At 65.0% G+C, this 25,800-nt stretch carries 16 protein-coding genes; 8 read left to right on the forward strand and 8 right to left on the reverse strand.

What is annotated here, in order from left to right; translation table 11 throughout:
• Positions 1 to 219: 219 nt before the first annotated feature.
• From DLM85_RS07300 to DLM85_RS07315, 4 genes are all read right to left on the reverse strand, one after another.
• Positions 220 to 2,373, reverse strand: a complete 2,154-nt coding sequence (locus DLM85_RS07300) for a hypothetical protein (RefSeq protein WP_111477377.1) — start codon at positions 2,371 to 2,373, stop codon at positions 220 to 222.
• A gap of 168 nt (positions 2,374 to 2,541) precedes the next feature.
• Positions 2,542 to 5,952 carry a DUF4450 domain-containing protein gene (locus DLM85_RS07305; RefSeq protein WP_111477378.1) on the reverse strand — a complete coding sequence of 1,137 codons (3,411 nt, stop codon included), beginning with the start codon at positions 5,950 to 5,952 and terminating at the stop codon, positions 2,542 to 2,544.
• Between the two features lie 96 nt (positions 5,953 to 6,048).
• On the reverse strand, positions 6,049 to 7,590 hold the full coding sequence (locus DLM85_RS07310) for a RagB/SusD family nutrient uptake outer membrane protein (protein ID WP_111477379.1): 1,542 nt from the start codon (positions 7,588 to 7,590) through the stop codon (positions 6,049 to 6,051).
• A 97-nt stretch (positions 7,591 to 7,687) separates the two neighbouring features.
• Complete coding sequence (locus DLM85_RS07315) at positions 7,688 to 10,933, reverse strand: SusC/RagA family TonB-linked outer membrane protein (protein ID WP_111477380.1); 3,246 nt, start codon at positions 10,931 to 10,933, stop codon at positions 7,688 to 7,690.
• A 439-nt stretch (positions 10,934 to 11,372) separates the two neighbouring features.
• On the opposite strand from DLM85_RS07315, the gene DLM85_RS25005 reads away from it, so the two are divergent.
• Positions 11,373 to 11,885 (forward strand): hypothetical protein, encoded by a 513-nt coding sequence (locus DLM85_RS25005; protein WP_133256950.1) that lies wholly within the window; start codon positions 11,373 to 11,375, stop codon positions 11,883 to 11,885.
• 149 nt (positions 11,886 to 12,034) lie between these two features.
• On the opposite strand, the gene rhaT is transcribed toward DLM85_RS25005, so the two are convergent.
• Positions 12,035 to 13,162 (reverse strand): L-rhamnose/proton symporter RhaT, encoded by a 1,128-nt coding sequence (gene rhaT, locus DLM85_RS07325; protein ID WP_111477382.1) that lies wholly within the window; start codon positions 13,160 to 13,162, stop codon positions 12,035 to 12,037.
• A gap of 245 nt (positions 13,163 to 13,407) precedes the next feature.
• Here rhaT and DLM85_RS07330 point away from each other — a divergent pair, with 245 nt between their 5' ends.
• From DLM85_RS07330 to DLM85_RS07360, 7 genes are all read left to right on the forward strand, one after another.
• Positions 13,408 to 15,516, forward strand: a complete 2,109-nt coding sequence (locus DLM85_RS07330; RefSeq protein WP_111477383.1) for a bifunctional aldolase/short-chain dehydrogenase — start codon at positions 13,408 to 13,410, stop codon at positions 15,514 to 15,516.
• 363 nt (positions 15,517 to 15,879) lie between these two features.
• Entirely contained in the window at positions 15,880 to 16,893 is a 1,014-nt protein-coding gene (locus DLM85_RS07335) for a GntR family transcriptional regulator (protein ID WP_111477384.1), read from the forward strand.
• A 348-nt stretch (positions 16,894 to 17,241) separates the two neighbouring features.
• Positions 17,242 to 18,522: a sugar isomerase gene (locus tag DLM85_RS07340; protein ID WP_111477385.1), complete on the forward strand. Its 1,281-nt coding sequence runs from the start codon at positions 17,242 to 17,244 to the stop codon at positions 18,520 to 18,522.
• The gene (locus tag DLM85_RS07345; protein WP_111477386.1) at positions 18,519 to 19,847 is read left to right on the forward strand and encodes an FGGY-family carbohydrate kinase; all 1,329 of its coding nucleotides are present in this window, start codon (positions 18,519 to 18,521) and stop codon (positions 19,845 to 19,847) included. Before DLM85_RS07340 ends, DLM85_RS07345 begins: the two co-directional genes overlap by 4 nt.
• A gap of 166 nt (positions 19,848 to 20,013) precedes the next feature.
• Positions 20,014 to 20,805, forward strand: a complete 792-nt coding sequence (locus DLM85_RS07350; RefSeq protein WP_111477387.1) for a (Fe-S)-binding protein — start codon at positions 20,014 to 20,016, stop codon at positions 20,803 to 20,805.
• Positions 20,806 to 20,947: 142 nt separating this feature from the next.
• Positions 20,948 to 22,318 carry a lactate utilization protein B gene (locus DLM85_RS07355; RefSeq protein WP_111477388.1) on the forward strand — a complete coding sequence of 457 codons (1,371 nt, stop codon included), beginning with the start codon at positions 20,948 to 20,950 and terminating at the stop codon, positions 22,316 to 22,318.
• A gap of 100 nt (positions 22,319 to 22,418) precedes the next feature.
• Entirely contained in the window at positions 22,419 to 22,982 is a 564-nt protein-coding gene (locus DLM85_RS07360; protein ID WP_111477389.1) for a LutC/YkgG family protein, read from the forward strand.
• A gap of 148 nt (positions 22,983 to 23,130) precedes the next feature.
• Here DLM85_RS07360 and DLM85_RS07365 read toward each other — a convergent pair whose 3' ends face one another.
• From DLM85_RS07365 to DLM85_RS07375, 3 genes are all read right to left on the reverse strand, one after another.
• Positions 23,131 to 23,919 carry an L-fucose dehydrogenase gene (locus DLM85_RS07365; protein ID WP_111477390.1) on the reverse strand — a complete coding sequence of 263 codons (789 nt, stop codon included), beginning with the start codon at positions 23,917 to 23,919 and terminating at the stop codon, positions 23,131 to 23,133.
• A 116-nt stretch (positions 23,920 to 24,035) separates the two neighbouring features.
• A complete protein-coding gene (locus DLM85_RS07370) occupies positions 24,036 to 24,866 on the reverse strand; it encodes an amidohydrolase family protein (protein WP_111477391.1) in 831 nt (276 codons plus the stop codon).
• Positions 24,853 to 25,710, reverse strand: coding sequence for a fumarylacetoacetate hydrolase family protein (locus DLM85_RS07375; RefSeq protein WP_111477392.1), 858 nt, complete (start codon positions 25,708 to 25,710; stop codon positions 24,853 to 24,855). Before DLM85_RS07375 ends, DLM85_RS07370 begins: the two co-directional genes overlap by 14 nt.
• Positions 25,711 to 25,800: the final 90 nt, after the last annotated feature.

Here is a 25,800-nt window from a genome sequence, read left to right on the forward strand (position 1 = left end):
TTCCTTGCTCAATTATGGAAGGGCTGGGGTTGATTCGGGCTCGAAAACCCGGCCAGAAGTCGGCAATTCAGCGGCAAAGATGCTTCGACCGGGCTGATACTAACTGAATTTTGCCGTTTCAGGGCGTCGTTCACGCGGCGCGGACGCCCGTCAACCACCCCGGCCACGCCTGCGGCTTGGCGTCTCCTCCCCGCCGAAGAAGGGAAGCTGGTCGTTCCACTACGGCATGGGTTTCAGCCCCTCCCACTTCACCTTCCAGCCCTTCGGAACACCCGGATTGGCGGTTTTGCTGCCGTCGTAGCCGGCGCACATCAGGGCCACGGCCGCCAGCAGGCCGCCGTTGCCGGGCAGGTAGAGGCGCAGCCGGTCGTCCTGGAAGTTGTGGCCGTTGGGCAGGTAGGTGTTGGTTTTGATGGGCATCAGCAGCGCGTCCACCGCTTTGTCGGGCAACCCCAGGCGGGTGGCCGTCATGGAGGTCATCGGGAAGTCCCAGCCCCAGGTGTGCGGCCAGTTCCAGCCCTTCCACACCAGGTCGAAGGTGCGGCGCATGGTGGCCGGGTCCTGCTGGCCGGTGACGGGCATCATGCCCAGCGCGCCGAGCACCGAGGGGTGGTCGGTGATGAATTCCGGGTTGGTGTAGGAATCGGGGGCGCTTTCGGCGGCCAGGTACACGCCCTGCGCCTGGGGCAGCTTCGAGAGCTTTTGCAGCACTTCGGCGTATTTGGGATTGGGCGCCAGGCCGGCTCGTTTCCGCCATTCCTGCGCCGTGGTCAGGGCCCAGTGCCAGTACACCAGCTCGTAGGTGGGGTTGAAGGTTTCTTCGGCCTTGAAGCGCTCCTGGGCCGGAATCAGACCCTTGCCGAGAATGTAACGGTCCTTGTCTTTCTCGTAAAACGGGTACGAGGCCATGAAATCGGCCGTGGCAAACACCAGTTCCTGGTACTTCTGCTGCGCGGCGGCCCCGCCCCCGTCGCGGCGCACCAGCTCGGCCAGGTAGATGAAGTGCGGCTGCTGCCAGATCAGAAACGCGCCCACCGACGAGGGCGCCTCGCGGCCCTGGTTGTCGGTCATTTTCTGCCAGCGCAGCCCCTCGAAGCCCTGGCGCTGGGCAATGGCCTTGGCGCCGGCTATGATTTCGGGGCGCAGGTACCAGTCGAGGCTGCGCTGCAGCAGGTCGGTGCGGCCCCAGAGGCCGTAGTGCATGGCGTGCCAGTAGTGCATTTCCAGGTGGGGCTTGCCAAACCAGCTGTTGTACACCAGCCCCGTTTCCTGGGGCGGAAACTGCCCCGTTTCCTGACTGCGAATCAAATACTGCGAGAGAATCATGCGCCGCTCCAGCTCCTTGGCCCGCGGGTCCTTGGTGGCACCGAAGTCCACCGCGCCGCCGCTCAGCCAGAAGCTTTTCCAGCCCGCCACGCTGCTTTTCTGCGCCTCGGCGAAGCTCACCGGATGCATCTTCTCCTCCAGCGGCGGCGTGAAACGGGCGCTGACTTCCAGCACGTCCTGCTGGCCATCGGGCGTCAGCACGAACTCGTGCGGCTGCGCGCCGGTGGCCAGCCGGGCCTTCCCGTTCCAGCCGAAAGCCACCTGGTACTGGTCGGCGTCGAGCCGGTGCGACACCACGGCCATGGTCTCCCGCTGCCACTCGATTTTCGACTGGTGCCGGTCGGCGTTCTGGTAGTTCACGCCCACGTCGTCCCACTGCGCGGTGGGGTACGGCAGGCGCAGAAACACCTGGAGGCGCTGCTGCTTCACCAGCGGCGACTTCACCTGCACGGCCACCGCGTCCTGCTGCTGGTGGCCCACCGTCAGCACGTCCACCGGCGTACCTTCCAGGGTGAAGTGGCTGCGGATTTCGCCGGTCCAGGGGTTCAGCTCCTGCCGCAAATCTTTCAGGTCCTTAATGGTAGCGCGGGAGCCGTCTTTTTTGAGCAGCACGAAGCCCAGGTTGCCCAGCTGCAGGCGGTGCGGGTTGGCGCGCAGAAAGTCCACCGCCTGCTTGTTGCGCTCGGGCGCTTTCACCTGCACGGTGTAGGGAATCTTGCGCCCGTTCAGCTCGTACTGCCGCTGGGCTTCCTCCACTTTGTAGCCCTCCCGGTTCGGAAAGCTGTGCCAGCCCCATTCCGACTGCGTGCCCAGCGGCACGCCCTTGGCGTAATACTCCGGGAATGACTGCAGCCCCGTCACGTCGACGGTCATGGCAAAAACGCCGTTGCCCACGTTCAGCGAAGCCAGCGAATCGGTGGTGGTGTTCACAACCTTGTGGCGCTCCACCACGGCCTGCCGGTTGATGGCCTGGGCCAGCGCCTCGGAAGCCGAAAAAGCGGCCCCGAAGCCGAGCAGAGAAAAAAAGAGGACGCGAGTGTTGGGCATATGGTGGAGACTGTAGAGCCGCCTGTTTGCGACTCAATCGTGAGCTGCGTTGATCTTCGATTGCTGAGGTTGTGATTACCGCGTCGGTGCAACTCCAGCGGGGCAGTTGGCCATTCATTGCCGACGGTTCAATGACAAGACGCCAGGTCTCTACATCGTTCTGATGGATTACAGGCGCGCCAGCGTCACGCTCATCAGGCCGATGACCACGTCATTGGCCAGGGCGCGCACCGTCAGGCTTTTGAGTTTCTTGTTCGGGTCGAGGGGCAGCTCCAGCACCGTGGCCGCGCCCCCGTCGATGGCGCGGGTGCTGAAGCCCTTGATGCTGGTGTACTGGTCGAATTCGCTGCCGGGCACCATGCGGCCGGTTTTCAGGTGTACCCGCAGCGGGTGGGGCGCGCCGGTGCGGAAGGCAAAGCCGTCGTCGAGGTAGTCCTGCTCGATGGGCCACCACGAGTCGGGATTACGCAGCGCCAGGCGGGCCGTGGTGCCGTCGGTGTACTCGACCAGTACCTCCCCGTTGTCGAGCTGGCTTTGCATGGGGTTGGTGGAGCCGGCCAGCAGCAGCCGGGCGTGCGCGGCGCGGCCCTTCAGCGGCACGGTGACCTGCTTGGGGTAATTGCTCCACTGCGACACGAACAGCACGTTCGGCGCCCCCGCCGCGCCGGGCGTGCGCAGTGGCACGCCGTCGGGCAGACGGATTTCGTTTTGCGCCCCGGCCAGCTGGCGCAGGCCGCTGTCGTCGATAACGGCCTGCGTGAGCGGGTAGCACCAGTTGCCGATGCCCTGGGTGGGCAGCTGCAGCGTCGGCCCCTGGGGGCGCGGCGCGAGGTACTTGTTGGGCTGAAAGATGCTGGTCACCTGGTCGTTGAAGTAGCGCGTGAGGTCCTGCGTTTCCCAACGCCGGGCAACCGGCGCGGCCGTGGCCGTTTTGCCGGCAGCCGGGGCGGCGGGCGGAGCCACATGCAGCGGCGTCCACCAGCGCAAGGCGCCCTGGTTCTGCGGCACGAATACGGTACGGCGCCCCGGCTGCCGGGCCACCGCGGCGGCGCTGTCGGCCGCTGCTACGCGCAATGTCGGCGCCGCGCCCCGCCACTGGATTTCCACCGCGTACCGCTCGGCCGGCGCGCTGCGGATTTCGATAACCGGCCGGCCCACGGCGGCGGCCAGATTGCGCCAGGCGGCGGGCTGCCCGTTCACCGTCACGGCCGCTACTTCGGTGGCCAGGGCGGGTACCTGCAGCTTCAAGGCCAGGCGTTTGGGCAAGCGCTGCGCCAGCTGGTAGGTTTCGCGCTGGCCCTGGCGGCGGAAACGAAAGGTCACATCGGGCACCACCAGACTGGCCGAATCCCAGGCGGCGGGCAGGCCGGGCTTCACCAGCAGGGTGTCGTGCAGGGCGTCGGGGCGGAGGCCGAACAGGCCTTCCACCAACGAGCGGGCCGCCACGCCGATGGGGTCGGCAAAGTCGCGGTACAGCTCGCCGCGGTGGGCGTCGTAGAAGCTGATCTGCTGGAAGTTGCCGGGGCTGCTGCCCAGGTACATGCTTTCGAGCAGGGCGCTTTTCCAGAGCCGGAACCCATCCTGGGCGCGGCCCGCCTGCCAGTAGGCCAGCGCGGCGTGCAGGTTTTCGGCCAGCACCACGTTGTTCAGGGACCAGTCGTAGGGCTGCCAGTTGGTGGTCGACAGCAGGTAGTAGCCTTCGTCGGCAAGGCCCGCGGCCCGCACCGGAATGCGCGGCAGATCGGTATCGGCGTAGCGCAGGGCCTGGTAGGCCTGCTGCGCGTCGGGCACTTCCGAGTCGATGGCGTGGTAGACGGTCCAGAGGCCCGGCGCCGCGTGCAGGTCCCGGCGGCCCAGCGCGTCCTGAAACTCGGCGTACCAGCCCTGCTCGGGCAGCCACAGGCGCGTGTTCAGCGCCTGCCGGATCTTGCGGGCTTCCTGCTGGTAAGGCGTCGCGTTCTGCCCGATGAGGGCGGCCAGCTCGGCGGCCATGTTGTTTGCCAGGTAGTTGTAGGCCGAGGAGTGCGTGACGGCCCCGCCGCTGTACTGCAGCGCGTCGGAAGCCCAGATGGCGGCGTAGGCGTCGTAAAGTCCGTCGTTGTCGGGGTCGAAGTTGCGCTTTTCCCAGGCCAGGTGGCGCGTCAGCACCGGCCACATTTCGCGGGCAAAATTCAGGTCGCCGGTCCAGCGCAGGTGGCGCAGCAGCTCGTCCACGAACACCAGGTTCATGTCGTAGTGGTGGGCGCGCAGGTCGCCGCCGGGGTTGCGGCTGATGTAGCCCTCGGAGTAGACGCTGGTGCCCAGCTTTTCCTGCGAGCGGGCCAGGTTCAGGGCCGTGTCCATCACCACCGGCCCGATTTCGGGCTGCGTGAGCTGCGACTGGGCGTAGGCGCGAAAATGCTGCTGGGCCCGGTCGTGCCAGCCCAGCGGGTCGGCGGCGTAGGGGCCGCGCCAGCCGTTGAGGCGCATACGCCAGGCCACCGCGCCGTGCATGTAGGAAGGGGCCTCCCAGATGGCGTCGGCGGCCACGCTCAGCGCCCCGCCCAGGGTGTTCAGAAATGGATCGGGCGTGCTCACCCGCACCCGGCCGGCCAGCTGCTGCCGGGCCGCTTCGGCCTGCGCAAAGGCCGCCGGCAAATCGGCGTAGCGCAGCGCCGGGGGCGCGCCGTTCGGGCCGGGCTCCACCGCTTTCTGCACCGCGAAGTACAGCGTTTCGCCGGCCCGCACCGGCCGGCGGCCGACCAGTACCGGCGCCGCGGCCGACGCCGGGGCGGCCAGCAGCTGCGCCGGGGTTGGCTGCTGCGCGGCATCGGCTACGCGCAGGGCCGTGGCCGGCGGCACCACGCCCAGCAGGCGCGGCCGGGGCGTGCCGGCCGGGGCGTTTTTGGGCGGCTGCCCGTACGTGAGCGTGAAAGCGTCGCGCTGCAGCTCGACGGCGTTGCCCTGGCAGTTTTCGGGCTTAAGGTAAAAGCTGGATTCCGGGTCGGCGCCGATGTCGCCGTCGCGGCTGAACTTGCGGCCCGTGGCCCCGCCGAAGGCCCACACCAGCTGCACCGCGCCGGGCGCCACGCGCTCCAGCTCGGCCCGCACCAGCACGCCCTCGGCGTCGGCCAGGGGCAGCACGGTGAGGCGCAGCTGGCCCTGCGGCCCCAGCAGCGCATCCTGAATGCGGTAGCGCATGGTGCCGGGCCGGTAGCGCGCCTCGATGCTGTCGGCCTCGATCAGCCACTTGCTGCGGCCGCCGGCCACCAGGCCAAATTTCAGGTTGCCGCCCATACCGGGCAGGTAGAGGGCAAACTCGGGCAGGTCGCCGGCCTCCACGCGGAAGGCGGTATGGGTGCCGTAGAGGGCGCGGGTGAAGCGCCGCCGGCCGTTGCGGATGACGAAATCCTCGCCGGCGGGGCGGTAGCGCAGCGTGCGCGGCTGCCCGTGCCAGAGCGGGGGCGCGGGCGTCTGGGCGGCGGCAAATTCGCCCGCCATCAGCAGCCCGAGGGCGCAGCACAGGCCGCGCAGCAAGTGCCGGCCGGGCCACACAAGCCGGTAAGCGGACGGGTAAGCGAAGCGTTGGGGGTCGACCATTGGCCGGGGAAAAGGAGAAACGGCGGGCGAAAGATAGGAAGCCCGATTTCCGCCAGCAGAGGCGAAAACCGGGCTCACTCAGGTGTCAAAGGGCGGCTAGTTGTAGCCGGGATTCTGCTCGTAGGCGTACGACGAAGCGGCCAGCTCCTGCTGGGGCACCGGGTACAGCACGTCGTTGCTCGTCAACGGCTTGCGGATGCGGTTGCTCGCGTCGTCGGCCGTTACCCAGGCGTTCATCACGTCGACGGCGCGGCCCGAGCGCACCAGGTCGTGCCAGCGGATGCCTTCGCCGGCAAACTCGCGGCGGCGCTCCTCCAGCAGCTGGTCCAGGGTGAGCGAGGTCAGGTCGGCCGCGGTGCTCGGGGTGGTGATGGGCAGGCCGTAGGCCCGGCGGCGGATCTGGTTGACGATGGCCAGGGCCCCGGCCTGGTCGCCCGTGCGCAGCAGGCACTCGGCCTTGAGCAGCAGCACGTCGGCGAAGCGCAGCACAATGAAGTTGATGGGCCAGTCGGTGCGCGTGGTGCCGCGCAGCGTGCCATTGATGTACTTCTTGAAGGCGGCGCGCGTCTCGACGGCCGTGCCGGCGGTGTAGCCCACCTGGAAGTTGACGGCCTTGCGCAGGTCGCCGGTGCCGTAGGAGTTCAGCAGGCTATTGGAAGCCGGCCGCAGCTCGTCGCCGGTGCCGAAGGTGGTGCCCACCCCGATGGAGGTGAAGTAGTTGTTGGTCACCAGGATGGAGGGGTAGCTGGCGCCCAGGCCCACCCCGCCGCTGATGTACTGCACGTCGAAGACCACCTCGCGGTTGTTTTCGTTGGTGTAGGAGAAGACGTTGGCGTAGGCGTTGGGCGAGGTGCCGGCGGCCGTAATCAGCTGGTACTGCCCGCCGTTGATGACCTCGTTGAGCAGGTTCAGGGCCGTGGCGTAGTCGTTGGTGCCCAGGCCGGGGCCCTGAATGCCGTAGGTCGGGCCCGAGCGCGTCATGTACACCAGCGCCAGCAGGCTCTTGGCCGCGCCCGCGGTGGCCCGGCCCACGTCGGTGGCGGCGTAGGAGGCGGGCAGGGCGGCGGCGGCCGTCTGCAGGTCGCTGATGATCAGGCTGTAGACGTCGGCCACCGGCGTGCGCCCGATCTTGGCCACTTCCTGGGGCTCCAGGGGCTTGTCCACCAGCGGCACCCGGCCGAAGTAGCGCACCAGGTCGAAGTAGAAGAAGGCGCGCAGGAAGCGGGCCTGCGCGTCGAAGCTTTTGCGGGTGGCGTCGGTGAGCACCGTGCCGTTCTGGTCGAGCTGGTCGAGCAGGATGTTGGCCCGGTAAATGGCCAGGTAGTCGGCGCTCCAGGTATCGGCCGGAAATTCGTTGGCCACCACGCCCAGGGAGAAGTTGTTGATGGGCTCCCACACGCGGATGCCCTGCGCCGACACGCCGTAAATGTTGTCGGAGCGGGTTTCGGACATGGTCAGCGTGCGGTCGGGCCAGGCGCGCAGGCTGTTGTAGGCCGCGTTCAGGCCCTGGTTGAAGTCGTCGGCCGACTTGTAGAACGTGGGCACCGAGCCCGAGGACAGCGGGGCCTGGTTCAGGTCTTCGCAGCCCGTGGCGGTCAGCAGCGCGGCCGCAGCCAGCAGCAGAAATATCTTTTTCATGGGATTTTGCAGGAGTTAGGAGTCAGGAGCTAGAGGCGCAGGAAGTGAATGAGTCATAGCTCCATTCTAGCTCCTCGCTTCTATCTCCTGGCTTCTTTTAAAAGGTCACGTTCAGGCCCAGGGTCATCGATTTGGTCAGCGGCAGGCCGCCGTAGTCGGTGCCCACCGAGAAGCCGCCGCCGCCGGTGTCGGAGTTGACGGCGTCCACGTTGTAGCCGCCGGTGTACTTGTCGTGGCCGAAGAAGTTCTCCATCGAGAAGTACACCCGCGCGCCCTGCGCCACGCGCTTGCTGATGACGTTGCCCAGGTTGTAGCCCAGGGTGATGTTGCGCACCCGCACGTAGTTGGTGGAGTACAGCCAGGAGTCGCTCTTCAGGGGCGAGAAGTTGATGTTGGACTTGCCGCGCAGGCCCGCGCCGGGCTCTTCCGGGCTGATCCACCGGTCGCGCTGGGTGCCGAGCACGTTCTGGTTGTAGCCCATGCCGCTGTTGTCGATGGCGCGGCCGATGAGCGAGTAGAGCTGGCCGCCGTTCTGGCCCTGCACCAGCACGTTCAGGTCGAAGCCCTTCCAGCTGAAGGTGTTGGTCACGCCCCAGGTATACTTCGGGCTGGGCCGGCCGATGATGACGCGGTCCTGGTCGGTGATGACCCCGTCGCCGTTGGCATCGTGGTATTTCGGGTCGCCCACGGTTTCGCCCTGAATGATGGGCGCCCCGCCGTCCACGTCGGCCTGGGTCAGGATGCCGGTCTGCTTAATGGCGTAAAACACGTACATCGGCTGGCCTACCATCAGCAGGGTGCTGCTGGCCCCGTAGGGCGAGGGAATTTCGATGGTCGCGTCGCCCGGGCCGAGGTGTTTCACCTCGTTCTGGTTGTGGGCGAAGTTCAGCGAGGTGTTCCACTCAAAGCCGCCGCTGGCCAGGTTGCGGGTTTTGAGCTCCACTTCCCAGCCGCGGTTCTGCACCTCCCCGATGTTGACCAGCTGCGACTCGTAGCCCGAGGCGCTGACGCGCGGCACGTTCAGCAGCAGGTCCTGGCTGGTTTTGGTGTAGTAGTCCAGCGAGGCGTACACGCGGTTCTTGAGCAGGCCGAAGTCCAGGCCCACGTCGAAGGTGCGCGACTTTTCCCACTGCAGCAGGCCGTTGGGGGCCTTGTTGGGGGCCTGCCCGGTGGCCAGCGCCCCGCCGAACGAGTAGTTGTAGATGCCCAGCGTGGCAATGGAGCTGTAGTCGCCGATGCCGTTGTTGCCCGACATGCCGAAGGAGCCGCGCAGCTTCAGGTCGCTCACGGGGGTCACGTTCTGCATAAACGGCTCCTGCGAGATGCGCCAGCCCACCGAGGCGGCCGGGAACACGCCCCAGCGACGCTCGTCGCCGAAGCGGGACGAGCCGTCGCGGCGCACGCTGGCCGTGAGCAGGTACTTGCCCATGTAGGCGTACTGCAGGCGGCCGAAGTACGAGACGAGCACGTTCTGCGTCTCCGAGGTGCCGTTGTCGGCGGTGCCGGTGATGTTGGTGGCCCCGTTCAGCGTGGTCACGGCGCTGTTCACGAAGCCCCCCGACGAGCGGAGCTTGTCCGTCTCGGTCTTGAAGAAGTTGTAGCTGTAGCCGGCCAGCGCCGAGATGTCGTGCCGGTCGGCAATGACGTTGGCGTAGGTCAGCGTGTTTTCGTTCACGAAGGCCTGCTTGCGGTAGCCACTGTAGGTGCCCGTGGCGCCCGAGCCCACCAGCCGCGAGTTCGGAATGTAGGACTTGGAGCGCGCGTCGGTGTTGTCCAGGTTCAAGGAGACGCGGGCGCGCAGGTTTTTCACCAGCTCGTACTCGCTGTACACCGAGCTCAGGGAGCGGAAGGTGGTGGTGCGCTGCTGGCGGTTCTGCAGCTCGCCCACCGGGCTGATGCTGGTGCCGGCCCAGAGGTACCGGTCGTTTTCGCCGTAGTTGGTGTAAAGGCCGGCCGAGGACTCGGCCACCGGCACCATGGTGATGAATTTCTGGGCCAGGTTGTCCTTGCCCTCCACGCCCGGGTCGCGCGAGACGGAGTAGGTCGGGGTCATGTTCAGGCCGAACTTAAGTTTGTCCGAGGCCTTTACTTCCACGTTGGCGCGGGCCGAGTAGCGCTTGTAGTCGACGCCGATGACGATGCCCTCCTGGTTGGTGTAGTTGCCGGAGAGGAAGTAGTTGACGTTGTTGGTAGCCCCGCTGGCCGACACCTGGTAGTTCTGAATCTTGCCGGTGCGGAAAATGGCGTCCTGCCAGTCGAGGTAATCCAGGCCCGGGTGCCCCGGAATGGCCCACCGCTCGTCCGGCATCAGCGCCGGGTTGTAGTCGTTCGGGCCGAGCGGGGTGGGCAGGCTGCCGTTGGGCAGGCGGGTGCTGTTGATGATCTGGCGGCGGGTGGCGTTGTCCTGGCTGGCCGAGCGGCCGGTGCCCGACCGCTCCCAGGCGCTGTTGATGATCTGGGTGGAGCGCTCCACCCACTCCTCGGCCGAAAGCAAATCCAGGCGCGTGGCCTGCTGCGAGATGCCGGCGTAGGTGTTGAAGCTGATCTGGGGCTTGCCGGTCTTGCCGCGCTTGGTCGTCACCAACACCACCCCGTTGGCGGCGCGCGAGCCGTAGATGGCGGCCGCGGCGGCATCCTTCAGCACCTCAATCGACTGAATGTCGTTGGGGTTGATGTTGTCGAGCGGCGAGCCGGTGGCGAAGTTGCCGTTGCCGTTGGGCGAGGTGCCCTCGAGCGGAAAGCCGTCGATGACGTACAGCGGCTGGTTGTTGGCCGTGATGGAGCCGTTGCCGCGCACCTGAATGTTGAAGCCGCGGCCGGGCAGGCCGGTGTTCTGCTGCACCTGCACGCCAGCCAGCTGCCCCACCAGCGCCTGATCGACGCGGGTGATGGGGCGCTCCTCCAGCTTGGTGGCGTCGAGGGTGGCAATGGCGCCGGTCACGTCGCTGCGCTTCTGGGTGCCGTAGCCCACCACCACCACTTCCTCCAGGGCCTTGGTGTCGTCCTGCAGGGTGATGTCGAAGCTCTGCGTGCCGCTGAAGGGGCGCTCCACCGTCTGGAAGCCCACGAAGCTGAACACCAGCGTGCCGGCCGTTTCGGGCACGGCCAGCGCGAAGCTGCCGTCGATGCCGGTGGTGACGCCGCGGGTGGTGCCTTTCAGGGCCACCGTCACCCCGGGCAGGCCCTCGCCCTTGCTCGATACGACGCGGCCCGTGAGTTGCCACTCGGGGGCCATGGCCTCGGTGGCGTGGGCGGCGAGGGGCGCCACGCCCGGCGCGGTCAGCAGCAGCAGCGTCAGCGCGGCCGCGGGCTGGTACCGGTGCCAATTGTAAAATTTCTTCATGACCTATGAGTGAAAAAGAGTGGGAAGACGTCTGATTCTGAAGGCCAAACTATCGGCCCACTCCACCCAAACTGTCCTGTAGACTGCTGGATAGTAAGCAAGCACTCACCAGCCTTGCTTAGTCCCAGCCCCGTTTTTCTGCCGTCACTCCCCGATTTTCCCCAAACGTTTGCGGCAACCCACGCCGGATTACCGCCGTCAAACATCGCAAAACCGAAATTTTTGCCCCGCTGCCCGCCCCGGGCAGGAGAGTACCCGAAGGCCTGCTAGGCTTAACATGGCCGTTACAGGCCTGGAGCGCCACCTTGCTGGCTTGCCCCGTACACTTGGCCCGAGACGCCTAGGCAGAGCCGGCGCACGGTATTATGGCCTTTCCCTGCCTTAAGTAGCCTCTTGGCGCTTCTAGTTCCTTACCTGCGCGCATCATCCCCTACCCCACATGGCCCGGGCCGATTTCCAGCGCCACTTAGCCGCTGCAGCGCACCGCGCCCTCGTGCTTACCCGGACACGTTGCGTAAACCGACTGTCCGACTACTTAGATTTCCTCATTCAGCCGGATAATTTAAGTGAATTGGCTCCTTACCCAAGTGCATTGGAACTAGCCCGTTTTCTAGACCGAAAACGCGAGATAGGCCAGCGGTTTACGCTGGCCGAGGTAGTACAGCGGTTATGGGTGGCAGAGCAGGTGCCCGTTTACATCAACATCTCCGTTTGCCAAGCCAGCCGGCACCGCACCGCTCTGGAGTTGTTCATTGACCGCCGGCTGCGGCGGGATACGGTGAATCTGTTTCATGAGCAGGAAGGTTACCCGCCGCTTCACGTCTTGGTAGCGGTGCCTCCTTTCGCGGTGAACGGCCAGCGGTTTAACGTCAACTGGAAGCACTGGCCGTGGCGCATCAAGCTGTTGGCCTGCCGCAGCTGGCGGCGCTTGCACCGCCTGCGGGCCCGCTAAACCGCCAAGAACTTCCGTTGTCGGGCTGGCGGGACGAGGCCACGCCCGACCCCTGAAAACAAAGGAGGTCGGCCCCTGCCGGGCCGACCTCTTTTGCTTCACTCACTCAGGGTAATCGGAACGTGTATTCTAAAAAAGTGCCCAGCGCCTTATTGCCGGGCCAGCATCGAAGGCGCGTCGGTACTGGTACGGGCCTGGGACTGACTGGTTTCCGGAACTTGCGCTTCCTGCGCCGGCTTCTCCGAGCCGAGGTAGTTGCCGTAGCCCACGATGACCGTGGAGAAGACCACCGCCAGAATGCCGATGGCCACCGTGCGCATGGTGGGGCGGTTGGCGCCGCGCCACTCGTGCAGGTACAGGCCCCACAACGAGCTGAAGGTGATGATAAACGCCATGTGCAGCGTCCAGCCCGAGAAGCGGTACTCGCCGAGTTGGGTGTCGCCCATGCCGTAGAAGAAGAACTGCAGGTACCACGTCAGGCCGGCCAGGGCGCAGAAGAAGATGTTGCGCGCCACCGGGGCCGACACGTTGGTGTAGTCGGAGAAGGTCTTGTTCTTGAAGTTCAGGTAGAGGCACCAGAGGCCGTTGGTGGTCAGCCCGCCGAGCAGCACCACCACCAGAATGGCGTTGTTCTTATACAGCGGGTCGGTGCCGTGCTGCACGGCCAGGTCGGCAATGCCCTGGCCCGCGTCGAGGCCGAAGGACATGCAGGCCGACATCACGCCCGAGAAGACGGCCACCAGCAGGCCCTTGCGCAGGTCGAATTCGGCAATGCTGGCCTGCTTCTGCTCGGTCGACAAGGACTTTTCCTTCATCATGCCCGCCACCCCGCAGATCAGGATGCCCAGCACGCACACGGCCAGGCCAATCAGAATCATGCGGCCCGAGGGCGTGCCCAGCAGCTGGGCAAACTCGCTTTTCCAGAGCGGGGGCACCACCGTGCCGAACACCGCGCACAGGCCCAGCGTGACGGCCATGCCCAGCGAGAGGCCCAAGTAGCGCATGGCCAGCCCGAAGGTGAGCCCGCCCAGGCCCCACATGGCGCCCCAGAAGTACACCCAGCCCAGATCGGAGCCCGAAGCCTGCCCCAACACCTGAAACAGGTCCGACACGGTGGCCAGGCCCAGCACGATGGGCGCAATCAGCCAGGAGACAATGCCGCCCACCAGCCAGTAGCTTTCCCAGGCCCAGCCCTTCACTTTTTTGTAGGGCAGGTAGAAGCTGCCCGAGGCAAAGCCTCCCAGTGCGTGCAGAATGACTCCCCAGAGGACGGCCATAGTTCGGTGGTGATGTTGAGAATCGGTAATGAGCAAATCTGCTCCTAAAAATAGCCGGAACTCTCCTGCTCCCTCCTGACCCCCGAGTAAATGCTTACTCACCGACGCTAACTTGCTTGCCCACGGCCCGCTATTTTTTGCCGCGAGCAGGAGAGTGCAGGATGTAGACGGCCGGGGCAGGGACGTACTTTGTGCTAAAGCTAATTCCCTTACCCTTCTCCGCGACATTTCAACCAAGGCGCACTATGGAAAAAACGCTCACCTTCCAGCACGTCAGCTACCTGTGGGACGAGGCCAAGGCCGCCCAGCTGGCCGGCGACGAAGTAGCCCTGTTCCTGTACCGCTCGAACCTGCTGGGCGCCGACCTGCGCCTGACCAACTACGCCGGCGGCAATACTTCCTGCAAAATCACCGAAACCGACCCCGTTACCGGCCAGCCGGTGGAGGTCATGTGGGTGAAGGGCTCGGGCGGCGACATCGGCACGCTCACCAAGGCCGGCTGCGCCAACCTCTACGTGGAAAAGCTGCACGCCCTGAAGCAGCGCTACCGCGGCCTGGCGTTCGAAGACGAGATGGTGGCCTTGTTCGACCACTGCCTGTTTGACCCCAAGTGCGCCGCGCCCAGCATCGATACCCCGCTGCACGGCCTGCTGCCCTTCAAGCACATCGACCACCTGCACCCCGACGCGCTGATTGCCATTGCCGCCAGCAAGGACGGCGAGCAGATCATGAAGGACATCTGGGGCGACACCATGGCCTGGCTGCCTTGGCAGCGTCCGGGCTTCGACCTCGGCCTGCAGCTGGAGGAAACCGTCAAGAACAACCCCGGCCTGCGCGGCGTCATCCTCGGCGGCCACGGCCTCTTCACCTGGGGCGACACCAGCTACGACTCCTATATCAATACGCTGGAAGTCATCGAGCAGGCCGCGGCTTACCTCGAAGAAAACTACGGTAAGAAGCGCCCCGTTTTCGGCGGCGTGAAGCAGGAGCAGACGCTGGATGCCACCCAGCGCCGCCAGCAGGCCGCCGCCGTAATGCCCACCCTGCGCGGGCTGGCCTCGGGCCACCGCCGCATGCTCGGCCACTACACGGATGATGCGCGCGTGCTGGAGTTTGTGAATTCCAACGACCTGCCGCGCCTGGCGCGCCTGGGCACCAGCTGCCCCGACCACTTCCTGCGCACCAAAATCCGCCCGCTCGTCCTCGATCCGGCCCAGATGCACCAGCCGCTGCCGGCGGTGAAGGAGTACCTGCAGGAGCAGTTTGAGGCCTACCGCCAAGACTACACCGCCTACTACGAGCGCAGCAAGCACGCCAACTCGCCCGCCCGCCGCGACCCGAACCCGGTGGTGATTCTGTGGCCCGGCGTGGGCATGTTCACCTTCGCCAAGGACAAGCAGACCGCCCGCGTGGCTGCCGAGTTCTACACCAACGCCATCAACGTGATGAAGGGCGCGGAGGCCGTATCGGAGTACCAGGGCCTGCCCGAGCAGGAAGCCTTCGACATCGAGTACTGGCTGCTGGAAGAAGCCAAGCTGCAGCGCATGCCCAAGCCCAAGAGCCTCTCGGGCCAGGTGGCCTACGTGACGGGCGGCACCGGCGGCATCGGCAAGGCCATCTGCGAAGTGCTGCTGCAAAACGGCGCCTGCGTGGTGGCTACCGACCGCGACCGGCTGGACGAAACCCAGACCGAGCTGCGCAAGCAGTACGGCAAGGACAACGCCCTGACCGCGCCCATCGACGTGACCAGCGCCGAGAGCATTGCCGAGTCGCTGCGCCAGTCGGTGCTGCAGTTCGGCGGCGTCGACATCGTGGTGAACTGCGCCGGCCTCTCCATCAGCAAGCCGCTGAGCGAGACGACCCAGGCCGACTGGGACATTCTGAACGACGTGCTGGTGAAGGGCCAGTTCCTGGTGACCCAGCACGCGGTGGAAATCCAGCGCCAGCAGGGCCTGGGCGGCGACGTGGTGAACATTGCCAGCAAAAACGGCCTGGTGGCCGGCCCCAACAACGTGGCCTACGGCACCGCCAAGGCCGCCCAGCTGCACATGTCGCGCCTGCTCGCGGCCGAGCTGGGCCCCGACAAAATCCGCGTCAACACCGTGAACCCCGATGCCGTGCTGCGCGGCAGCAAAATCTGGGAAGGCGACTGGGCGGCCGGCCGCGCCAAGGCCTACGGCGTGTCGGTGGAAGACCTGCCCGCCCACTACGCCAAGCGCACCCTGCTCGGCGAGGAAGTGCTGGCCGAGGACATTGCCAAAGCGGTGCTGGTGTTCGTCGACGGCTCGCTCTCGAAGTCGACCGGCAACGTGCTGAACGTGGACGGCGGCGTGGCCATGGCCTTTGTGCGCTAACGAATTAAAAAAGGGAAACGCGCGTTTTTTCGGCGTGCGTTGTGGGATAAAAAAGCCGGCCAACTGGTCGGCTTTTTTATTTTATACCGATTGCGGGGAGCTGATTTATTTACTATTATTCAAACGCAATCTTAAATTATTTTAACTTGATTTATGGCAACGTTCCCGATAACGTTTGCGCAAATAAACAATTGGCATATTTTCTATTTTCAGTTGATTTGAGTAAGTTTTGTCTACTCCAGACCTCCTCTCCATCCTGGTTTGCCCGGCACTATCCCACGGTGCCGCTTCACTTTGCCTCCGCCTTCGCGCCGGAGGCGGCGGAAGCACCGGCAAACCGGCCTTGCCACCTAGCAGCTCCCGATGTACAAACTGCAGTTCAAGCCGTTTGATAAAACCCCGAAATACAAGCAGATCGTGCAGTCGGTCATCACCGACATTGAGCGCGGCGTGCTCAAGCGCGAAGACCAGCTGCCCTCCATCAGCGAGCTGAGCGCCGAATATTACCTGGCCCGCGACACCGTGGAAAAGGCCTACCGCGAGCTGCGCGCCCGGGGCTTCATTGTGTCGGTGCAGGGCAAGGGCTACTACGTGCAGGCTACGGACGCCAGCAAGCTGAAGATTTTGCTGGTTTTCAACAAATTAAGCTCTTACAAAAAAATTATTTATTACTCGTTCCTGAATGCACTGGGTGACCGGGCGACGGTGGATTTACAAATTCACCATCACAGCGCCAGCCTGTTTCAGGACATCATGGAAAAAAGCCTCGGCAAATACAATTATTACGTCATCATGCCGCACTTTACCCAGGATCTGGATAAGGTGGATTTCAAGACGATTCTGAATAACATTCCGGCCGGGGAGCTGGTACTGCTCGACAAGGACATTCCCGACCTGAAGCACCCCGCCCTGGCCGTGTTTCAGGACTTCGACAAGGACATCTTCGGGGCGCTGGAGGGGGTGCAGGATTTGCTGGCCAAGTACCACCGGCTGGTGCTGGTGCTGCCGAGCGTGGGCAACAACTACCCGGTGGAAATCGGCTGGGGCTTCCGCACCTTCTGCGCCAAGCACGGGAAGGAGTTTGCCATCAAGGAAAACGCCATGAACGAGGTGCTGGAAGCCGGCACCGCCTACGTGGTGGTGGAAACCACCGACCTGGCCGAGCTCATCAAGAAAGTGCGGCAGACGCCCTTCCTGCTGGGCCGCGAAATCGGCATTCTGTCCTTCAACACCAGCACCCTGAAGGAGCTGCTGGGCATCACCGTCATTTCCACCGACTTCGAGGCCATGGGCCAGACGGCGGCGGAAATGCTGCTGCAGGGCCGGCGCGAGAAAATCAAGAACCCGTTCTACACCATCCGCCGGGGGTCGTTGTAGGCCCCATGGCTGGTTCATAACTAGCTTATAGGGCACCGGTTACGCCGCTACCCGGCTAAACCAGCGCCCGAAATAAAGCAGGTTTTCAACCTGCGTGCAGCGTTGCCACAGCGGCGCGAATCCACTTATCTAGCGCTGACGCTATCCGCAGGCTGAAAGCCTGCGGGGAGGTGGGCACCGGTTACCCTCGCTTCGCTCGCTAAATCGACGCCGGCCTGCCTGCAGGCAGGAGAGTTCAGAACAGTTTCGGGCGAGGGCAAAACTACTTTGCTACTTCTAAGCCATGTCCCACCCGACGGAGCGGTGACTACTCACTCAGCCCCCGCCCGCTAATTCCGCTGCGCGACGATGATTGACCTCCAACGCCTACACGATTTCAACCACGCCAAGCAGGCCGAGCACGACTTGCGCCTGAGCTACCTCTCCGACCTGCTGAGCCGCCGCGGCATCGATGCCCAGGACGTGATTCGGCAGCTGGTCCAGTTTCAGGTGGCCATTCCGAGCTGGGCGCTGGGCACGGGCGGCACGCGCTTCGGGCGCTTTCCGCTGGGCGGCGAGCCGCGCAACTTAGAGGAGAAAATCCAGGACATCGGCCTGCTCAACCAGCTCAACGGCTCCTCCAACTCGATTTCGCTGCACATTCCCTGGGATATTCCCTCCGACGTGGCCGCCATTCAGCAGCGGCTGCAGGAGCAGCAATTGGTTATCGACTCGGTCAACTCCAACACCTTCCAGGACCAGAAGGAGCAGGCCTACTCCTACAAGTTCGGCTCGCTGTGCCACACCGAGCAAGGGGTGCGCGAGCAGGCCATTCAGCACAACATCGAGTGCGTGCGCTACGGCGAGCAGCTGGGCGCCAAAACGCACACCGTGTGGCTGGCCGACGGCTCGAACTTTCCCGGCCAGCAGCACTTCCGCCGCGCCTACCAGCGCACCCAGGAGTCGCTGGCGGCCATTTACGAGGCGCTGCCCTCCGACTGGACCATGCTCATCGAGTACAAGCCCTACGAGCCGAATTTCTACTCGATGATTATCCCCGACTGGGGCACCTCTTACTCCCTGTGCCAGCAGCTGGGCCAGCAGGCGCAGGTGCTCGTGGACCTGGGCCACCACCTGCCGAACACCAACATCGAGCAGATTGTGGGCCGTTTGCTGCACTTCGGGCGGCTGGGCGGCTTCCACTTCAACGGCTCCATGTACGGCGACGACGACCTGACCACCGGCAGCATGAAGCCCTTCCAGCTGTTCCTCATCTTCAACGAGCTGGTGGACGGCGCGCAGGACTTGGCAGTAAACAACCCCGCCGTGGCTTACATGATTGACGCCAGCCACAACACCAAAGACCCGCTGGAAGACCTGCTGCAGTCCGTCGACAACATCCTGGGCGCCTACGCCAAGGCCCTGCTGGTAGACCGCCCGACCCTGGCCGAGCTGCAGCAGAACAACGACGTGGTACGCGCCGAGGAGCTGCTGCGCGACGCCTTCCTGACCGACGTGCGGCCGCTGGTGCAGGAAGCCTACCGGCAGGCCGGCGGCGCCCTCGACCCGATTTCGGCTTACCGCACGGCCACGGTGCGCGAGCAACTCATCCAGCAACGCGGCAAGCTCAGCCTCTCGACCGGACTATGAAAAAGACCATCTATGCCGTGTTCGACGTGGGCAAGACCAACAAGAAGGTCATCCTCTTCGACGAAGACCGGCAGATTATCGAGGAAAAGCAGCACGTGTGCGTGGAAACCGTCGACGACGACGGGTTTCCCTGCGAGAGCCTGGCCCGCCTCACGCAGTGGGTGCAGGACCACTGGCACGCCTTGCGCCAGAACGCGCGCTTCTCGGTGAAGGGGGTGAATTTTACCTCCTACGGGGCCAGCTTCGTGCACCTGGGCGCCAACGGGCAGCCGGTACTGCCGCTGTACAACTACCTGAAGCCCATGCCGGAGCAGTGGCTGGAGCGGTTCTACCAGGAGCTGGGCCAGTCGCCGGCGGAATTTGCCGCCGCCACCTGCTCGCCGCAGCTGGGCATGCTCAACTCGGGCCTGCAGCTGTACTGGCTGAAGCACGCCAAGCCCCAGCAGTTTTCGCGCATCCGCACCTCCCTGCATTTGCCGCAGTACCTCTCCTACCTCATCACCGGCGAGGCCTTCAGCGACTATACCTCCGTGGGCTGCCACACCGGCCTCTGGGACTACGGCAAGGGCCAGTACCACGACTGGGTGTACCGCGAGGGCATCGACGACAAGCTGGCCCCGCTCACCCAGGATTCGGTGGCCGGCGTGGTCGACGGGGTGCTCGTCGGCGTGGGCCTGCACGACAGCTCCGCCGCCGTGCTGCCCTACCTGCTGGAGTGCCCGGAGCCCTTCCTGCTCGTCTCGACGGGGACCTGGGCCGTCGTGCTGAACCCGTTCAACGACCAGCCGCTCACCCCCGAGCTGCTGCGCCGGGACTGCCTGAGCTTCCTCTCGCCCAAGGGCCGCATGACCAAAGCGGCGCGGAGCTTCTTCGGCCGGGAGCACGACTACCAGGTGCAGCGCATTGCCAGCCACTTCCAGGTCAAGCCCGATTTCTACCACAGCTTCGTGCTGGCCCGCCCCTACGACCCCGCCGCCGCGCCCTTCCATCCCTGGTGCATGGCCGGCACGGGCCCCTTCCCGGACGAGCCGGTGACCGAGTGGGATTTGTTGGGCTTCAAGACCGCCGGCGAGGCCTACCACCAGCTCATTCACGGGCTGATGGACATTCTCACCGAGTCGATCAGGCTGGTGTACCAGGACGAGCGGATCATCTACGTCGACGGCGGTTTCGCCCGCAACCCGCTGTTTATGCAGGTGCTGGGCTGGAACTTCCCGCAGGCCGATATCCGCACCCTGGAAGTACCCCAGGCCACCGCGCTGGGCGCCCTCACGCACCTGGAGCAGGGCGAAGCCTGGACCAAAACGCAGCTGTTGTTTACGTAGCCTCACCCCCTAGCCCCCTCTCCGATGGAGAGGGGGGACTAGCTTCTAATTTTTAGAGCTAGCTCAGTCGGTAGACTACAAAGTTTCAAGTGAAGCAAGGCTTCATTAATTCTAATACTAGAGCTAGTTCCCCCTCTCCCCGGAGAGGGGGCTAGGGGGTGAGGCAATGAAAGTAGGGCTCTTTATTCCGTGCTACATCGACCAGTTTTACCCGCAGGTGGGCATTGCGACCTACCAATTGCTGGAAAAGCTGGGCGTGAAAGCCGATTTCCCGCGGCAGCAGACCTGCTGCGGCCAGCCGATGGCCAACACCGGCTGCGAGCAGGACGCCAAGCCGGTGTACCGCCACTTCGTCGATACCTTCCGGGGCTACGACTACGTGGTGGCCCCCTCGGGCAGCTGCGTGTACCACGTGCGCAAGCACTACGACGTGGTGGAGCAGACCGCGCAGGTGCAGCACGTGCGCCAGGCCACGTATGACCTGTTCGACTTCATCACGAGCGTCTTGGGCGTGACGGAGCTGCCGGGCCGCTTTCCGCACCAAGTCGGGCTGCACTTGAGCTGCCACGGGCAGCGCGGGCTGCACCAGGCCAACGAGTCGGAAATGACGCCGGTGCGCGAGGGACAGCTCAGCCGCCTGCTGCGCACGGTCGACGGGCTGACCCTGACCGAGCTTAACCGCAACGACGAGTGCTGCGGCTTCGGCGGCACCTTCTGCATCACCGAGGAAGCTGTATCGGCGCGCATGGGCCAGGACCGGGTGCAGGACCACGTGCTGAACGGCACCGAGGTGCTGACCGGCGGGGACATGTCCTGCCTGATGCACCTGGAGGGCATCGTGCGCCGCCGCCAGCTGCCGATGCGAGTGATGCACGCGGCCGAAATATTCAACGCGGCGCTGCAGCAGCCCAGCAAGCCGGTGTCGACTTTCGTGCCCGGAGCCGTGGCCGCGTTGTAGCGCGAAGTGGTACTTCGACTCCAAAGTCGTAGTACCACTGTCGTTGAACGACCACCCTGCGGAGCATATCCGCTTCGTTCTAACATCAGCAACGATAGTGGTAGTACGACTTTGATTCGTACTACCGCTGCGCCCCAAATCCATGAGTCACCCCCTACGAGCGGCCGCTTTTACCAGCGACGCGGAGCGCACCACCTGGCACGACGAAACGCTCTGGTTTGTGCGTCAGAAGCGCGACAAGGCCGTGTACGGCATCCCCGAGTTTCAGCAGCTGCGGCAGCTGGCCTCCGACATCAAGGAACACACCTTGAGCCGGCTGGACGAGTACCTGGAGCAGTTCGAGCAGAACGCCCGCGCCAACGGCGTGCAGGTGCACTGGGCCGCCGACGCCGAGGAGCACAACCGCATTGTGCTGGACCTGATTCGTAAAGCCGGCGCCACCAGCCTGGTCAAGAGCAAGTCTATGCTCACCGAGGAATGCCACCTGAACCCGTACCTCGTCAACAACGGTATTGCGGTGGTCGATACCGACCTCGGGGAACGAATCGTGCAGCTACGCGAGGAGGCGCCGAGCCATTTGGTGCTGCCGGCCATTCACCTGAAGAAGGAGGACGTGGGCGAGACGTTTCACCAGCACCTGGGCACGCCCAAGGGCGAGAAAGACCCGCAGGCTTTGACTGAGGCGGCCCGGCTGCACCTGCGCGAGAAGTTTCTCATCGGCGAGGTGGCCATTACCGGCGTCAATTTCGCGGTGGCCGAAACCGGGGCCGTGGTGGTGTGCACCAACGAGGGCAACGCCGACCTGGGCGTGAACCTGGCCCGCGTGCACATTGCCTGCATGGGCCTGGAAAAGCTGATTCCGCGCACCGCCGACCTGGGCGTATTTACCCGCCTGCTGGCCCGCAGCGCCACCGGCCAGCCCGTCACCACCTACACCTCGCACTTCGCCCGGCCCGCGGCGGGCCGCGAGATGCACATCGTCATCGTCGACAACGGGCGCACCCGGCAGCTGGGCCGACCCGACTTCCGCGCCTCGCTGAAGTGCATCCGCTGCGGGGCCTGCATGAACACCTGCCCGGTGTACCGGCGCAGCGGCGGCCACAGCTACGACTTCACCGTGCCCGGCCCCATCGGCGCCATCCTCTCGCCCAACATCGACATGCGCCAGCACAGCTCGCTGCCCTTCGCCAGCACGCTCTGCGGCTCCTGCACCGACGTGTGCCCGGTCAAAATCGACATCCACGCCCAGCTCTACAAGTGGCGGCAGATCATTGCCCAGGAAGGCGAATTGCCGGCCGCCAAAAAGCTGGGCATGAAGCTGCTGAGCAGCGTACTGGCCCGGCCCGGTATCTACCGCCTCGGCGGCAAAATCGCCCGGGAAGGCCTGCGCTTCCTCCCCCACGGCCTCACCCACGCCCAGGCCCTGAACCCCTGGGCCAAAGCCCGCGAGCTGCCCGAAGCCCCCAAGCAAAGCTTCCGCGACTGGTACGCGCAGCAAGCGGTGAAACAGTGAGATGGTGAAGTGGTGAGTTGACGTTCCGCTTGCGCAACCTGCGCGGTTCGTGCCACCACAACCTCAAACTCACCACCTCACCATTTCACCACCTCACCCTATGTCCTCCCGCGAATCCATTCTGGCGGCCGTGCGCCGCAACCGCCCTGAGCCCGCTCCCCTGCCCCCGGTGGCCGATTTCGGCGGCGCGGCCACGGTGGAGCAGTTCACGCACTGGCTGCACTTCATCGGCGGGCAGGTTATCCGCCTGGCCGCCGGGCAGCCGCTCACAGACGCGGTGCGCCAGCTGTACCCCGAAGCCGTGCGCGTGGCCTCCGACCTGATTCCGGCCACCGTGCCCGTGGACCAGCACACGCCCACCGCCGTGCTCGAAGCCGTGGATGTGGCCGTGCTGCGCGGGGAGCTGGGCGTGGCCGAAAACGGAGCCGTCTGGGTGCCCGAAGCCAACATGCTGCACCGCGCCCTGCCCATGATCAGCCAGCACCTGGCCCTGGTGCTCGACCACCGCAGCATCGTGGCGACCATGCACCAGGCCTACGCCGCCGTGCAGCACACCGGCAATTACGGCGTGTTCATCGCCGGGCCTTCCAAGACGGCCGATATCGAGCAGTCGTTGGTTATCGGGGCGCACGGGGCGCGCAGCCTGGTGGTGCTGCTGCGCTAGCGACGCCTGCCGAAAAAGAACGTCATCCTGAGCAGAGCGAAAAACTTTATCACCTCGGAACGACACTTGTAACAACGACTCGTTCCAACGTTATGAGGTCCTTCGCTTTGCTCAGAATGACAGCCGGTTTACCCCATCGGGTGAGGCCCTACGCGTTGGCCAGGGCGCGGTCGAGGTGCACGTAGCCGCCGTCGACGTGGATGATCTGGCCGGTGGTGTGCGAGCTGCGGCCGGAGAGCAGGAAGGCGACTGAGTTGGCAATTTCCTCGGGCGTGGTCATGCGGTTTTCCAGCGGAATTTTGCTGGTGATTTCGCGCAGCTTTTCCTCGGGGTTGGGCAGGGTCTGAATCCAGGTTTCGTAGGCCGGGGTCCAGCTTTCGGCCACCACCACGGCGTTGACGCGGATGCCGTATTTGAGCAGCTCCACGGCCCACTCGCGCGTCAGGGCGTTGCGGGCGCCGTTGGCGGCGGCATAGGCGGAGGTGTTGCCCTGCCCGGTTTCGGCCGTTTTGCTGGTGATGTTGACGATGCTGCCCTTGGCCTTTTTCAGCTCCGGCAGCGCGTGGTGGGCCAGCAGGTAGTAATGCACCACGTTGCGGTGCAAGGAGGCCATGAAGCCCGCGTAGTCGCCGTGCTCCAGCCCCACCCCGTCGTTGACGCCGGCGTTGTTCACCAGCCCGTCGATGCGGCCGTACTGCTCGATGACCTGCCGCACGGCCCGGGCGCAGGCCTCGGGGTCGGCCAGCTCGGCGGCGACCTGCCCGGCCCGGCCGCCGGCGGCTTCCACGGCCGCTACGGCCTGGCGGTTATCGGCTTCGTTGCGGCCGATGATGACGGGCACCGCGCCCTCGGCGGCCAGCACCCGCACGATACCCTCGCCGATGCCCTTGGCCCCGCCGCTGACGATGATGACTTTGTCCTGAAGCTCTAAGTTCATGGTTGGTGGGTAGTTGTGTTGTAGTGCGAACGTTCGGTTCGCGTGTTCCCGAACGGCAGCCGTTGTTTGCCGACCGGATGTGTAGTGTTCTGAAGCACGCGAACGGAACGTTCGGGCTACAGCCCGTAGAACTGCCTGGCGTTGTCGCCCCAGAACCGGCGCTGCTCATCGGCGGAGAAGCTCTGCAGATACTGTTGAACCACATCGACTACCTGCCCGTACCGGCCGGCTACCAGGCACACCGGCCAGTCGGAGCCGAACATGACGCGGCCGGGCCCGAAGGCTTCGAACACCACGTCGAGGTACGGGCGAAAGTCGGCGGGCTGCCAGCGGTGCCAGTCGGCCTCGGTAATCAGGCCCGAAGCCTTGCACCACACGTTCTCGTGCGCGGCCAGCTGCTGCAGATCCTGCTTCCAGCCGTCGATGTCGCCGTGCCTGATGTAGGGCTTGGCAATGTGGTCGAGCACGAAGGGCTGGTTGGGGTGGGCAGCGGCCAGCGCGGCGGCGTGGCGCAGCTGGTCGGGGAAGATGAGCACGTCGTAGGTGAAGCCGTGGGCGGCCAAAGCCCGGATGCCGCGCTGGAAGGCCGGCGTGAGCATCAGGGCGCGGTCGGCTTCGCCCTGCAGCACGTGGCGGAAGCCCTTCAGCTTTGCGAACTGGCTGTAGTAGGCCAGCCGCTCGGCCACGTCGGCGGCCCGCAGGTCCACCCAGCCGACCACGCCGCGGATGAAGTCGTTTGCCGCCGCGTTGGCCAGCTGGAAGTCGTTTTCGGCCTCCGTCTGGTCCGACTGCACCACCACGCAGCCGTCGAAGCCGTGCTGCTCCAGCAGCGGCTCTAAATCGGCGGGCCCGAAGTCGCGCCGGATAACGGCCATGTCGTCGGTTATCCAGGCGTCGCGCTCGGGCTGGTAAAGCCAGAAGTGCTGGTGGGCGTCAATCCTGGCCATACGCCTTCAGCACTTGCCGGGAGGTACCCAGCCCGTCGATGCCCAGCTCGACCACGTCGCCGGGCTGCAGGTACACGGGGGGCGTCATGCCCAGGCCCACGCCCGCCGGGGTGCCGGTGGAAATCACGTCGCCGGGCAGTAGGGTCATAAACTGCGAGATGTAGCTGATCAGGTGCGGAATGCGGAAGATGAACTCGGCGGTGGTGCCGTCCTGCATTTTCTGCCCGTTCACCGTCAGCCACAGGCGCAGGCTGTCCACGTCGCCCAGCTCGTCGGGAGTGGCCAGCCAGGGGCCGATGGGCGCGAAGGTGTCGCAGCCCTTGCCCTTGTCCCAGGTGCCGCCGCGCTCGATCTGGAATTCGCGCTCCGACACGTCGTTGTGCAGGGCGTAGCCGGCCACGTACTGCAGCGCGTCGGCTTCCTCCACGTACGAGGCCTTCTTGCCGATAACGACGGCCAGCTCCACTTCCCAGTCGGTTTTCACCGAGCCCCGCGGGATGACGATGTTATCGAACGGCCCCACCAGGGCGGTGGTCGATTTCATAAACAGCACCGGCTCCGAGGGCGGCGTGGCGCCGGTTTCGCGGGCGTGGTCGGCGTAGTTCAGGCCCACGCACACGATTTTGGAGGGGCGGGCCACGGGCGGGCCGAGGCGCACCTCGGCGGGTACCACGGGCAGCTGCCCGGCCTGGTGCTGGAGCAGATCGGCCAGCTGCTGCAGGCCGCCGTGGGCGAAGAACTTCTCGTCGTAGTCGACGAAGTGGGCCGACACGTCGTAGCGGGTGCCGTCGAGGAGGACGCCGGGTTTTTCCTGGTCGGGCTGGCCGAAGCGGATGAGTTTCATTCGTTGGTGGTTGATTGATTCAACCAGAACGTCATTCCGAGCGCAGTCGAGGAATCTCGCGTGCTGATGGCGAATAGTAATTTCTTCGTT

Source organism: Hymenobacter edaphi, assembly GCF_003258365.1.
Taxonomy (GTDB): domain Bacteria; phylum Bacteroidota; class Bacteroidia; order Cytophagales; family Hymenobacteraceae; genus Solirubrum; species Solirubrum edaphi.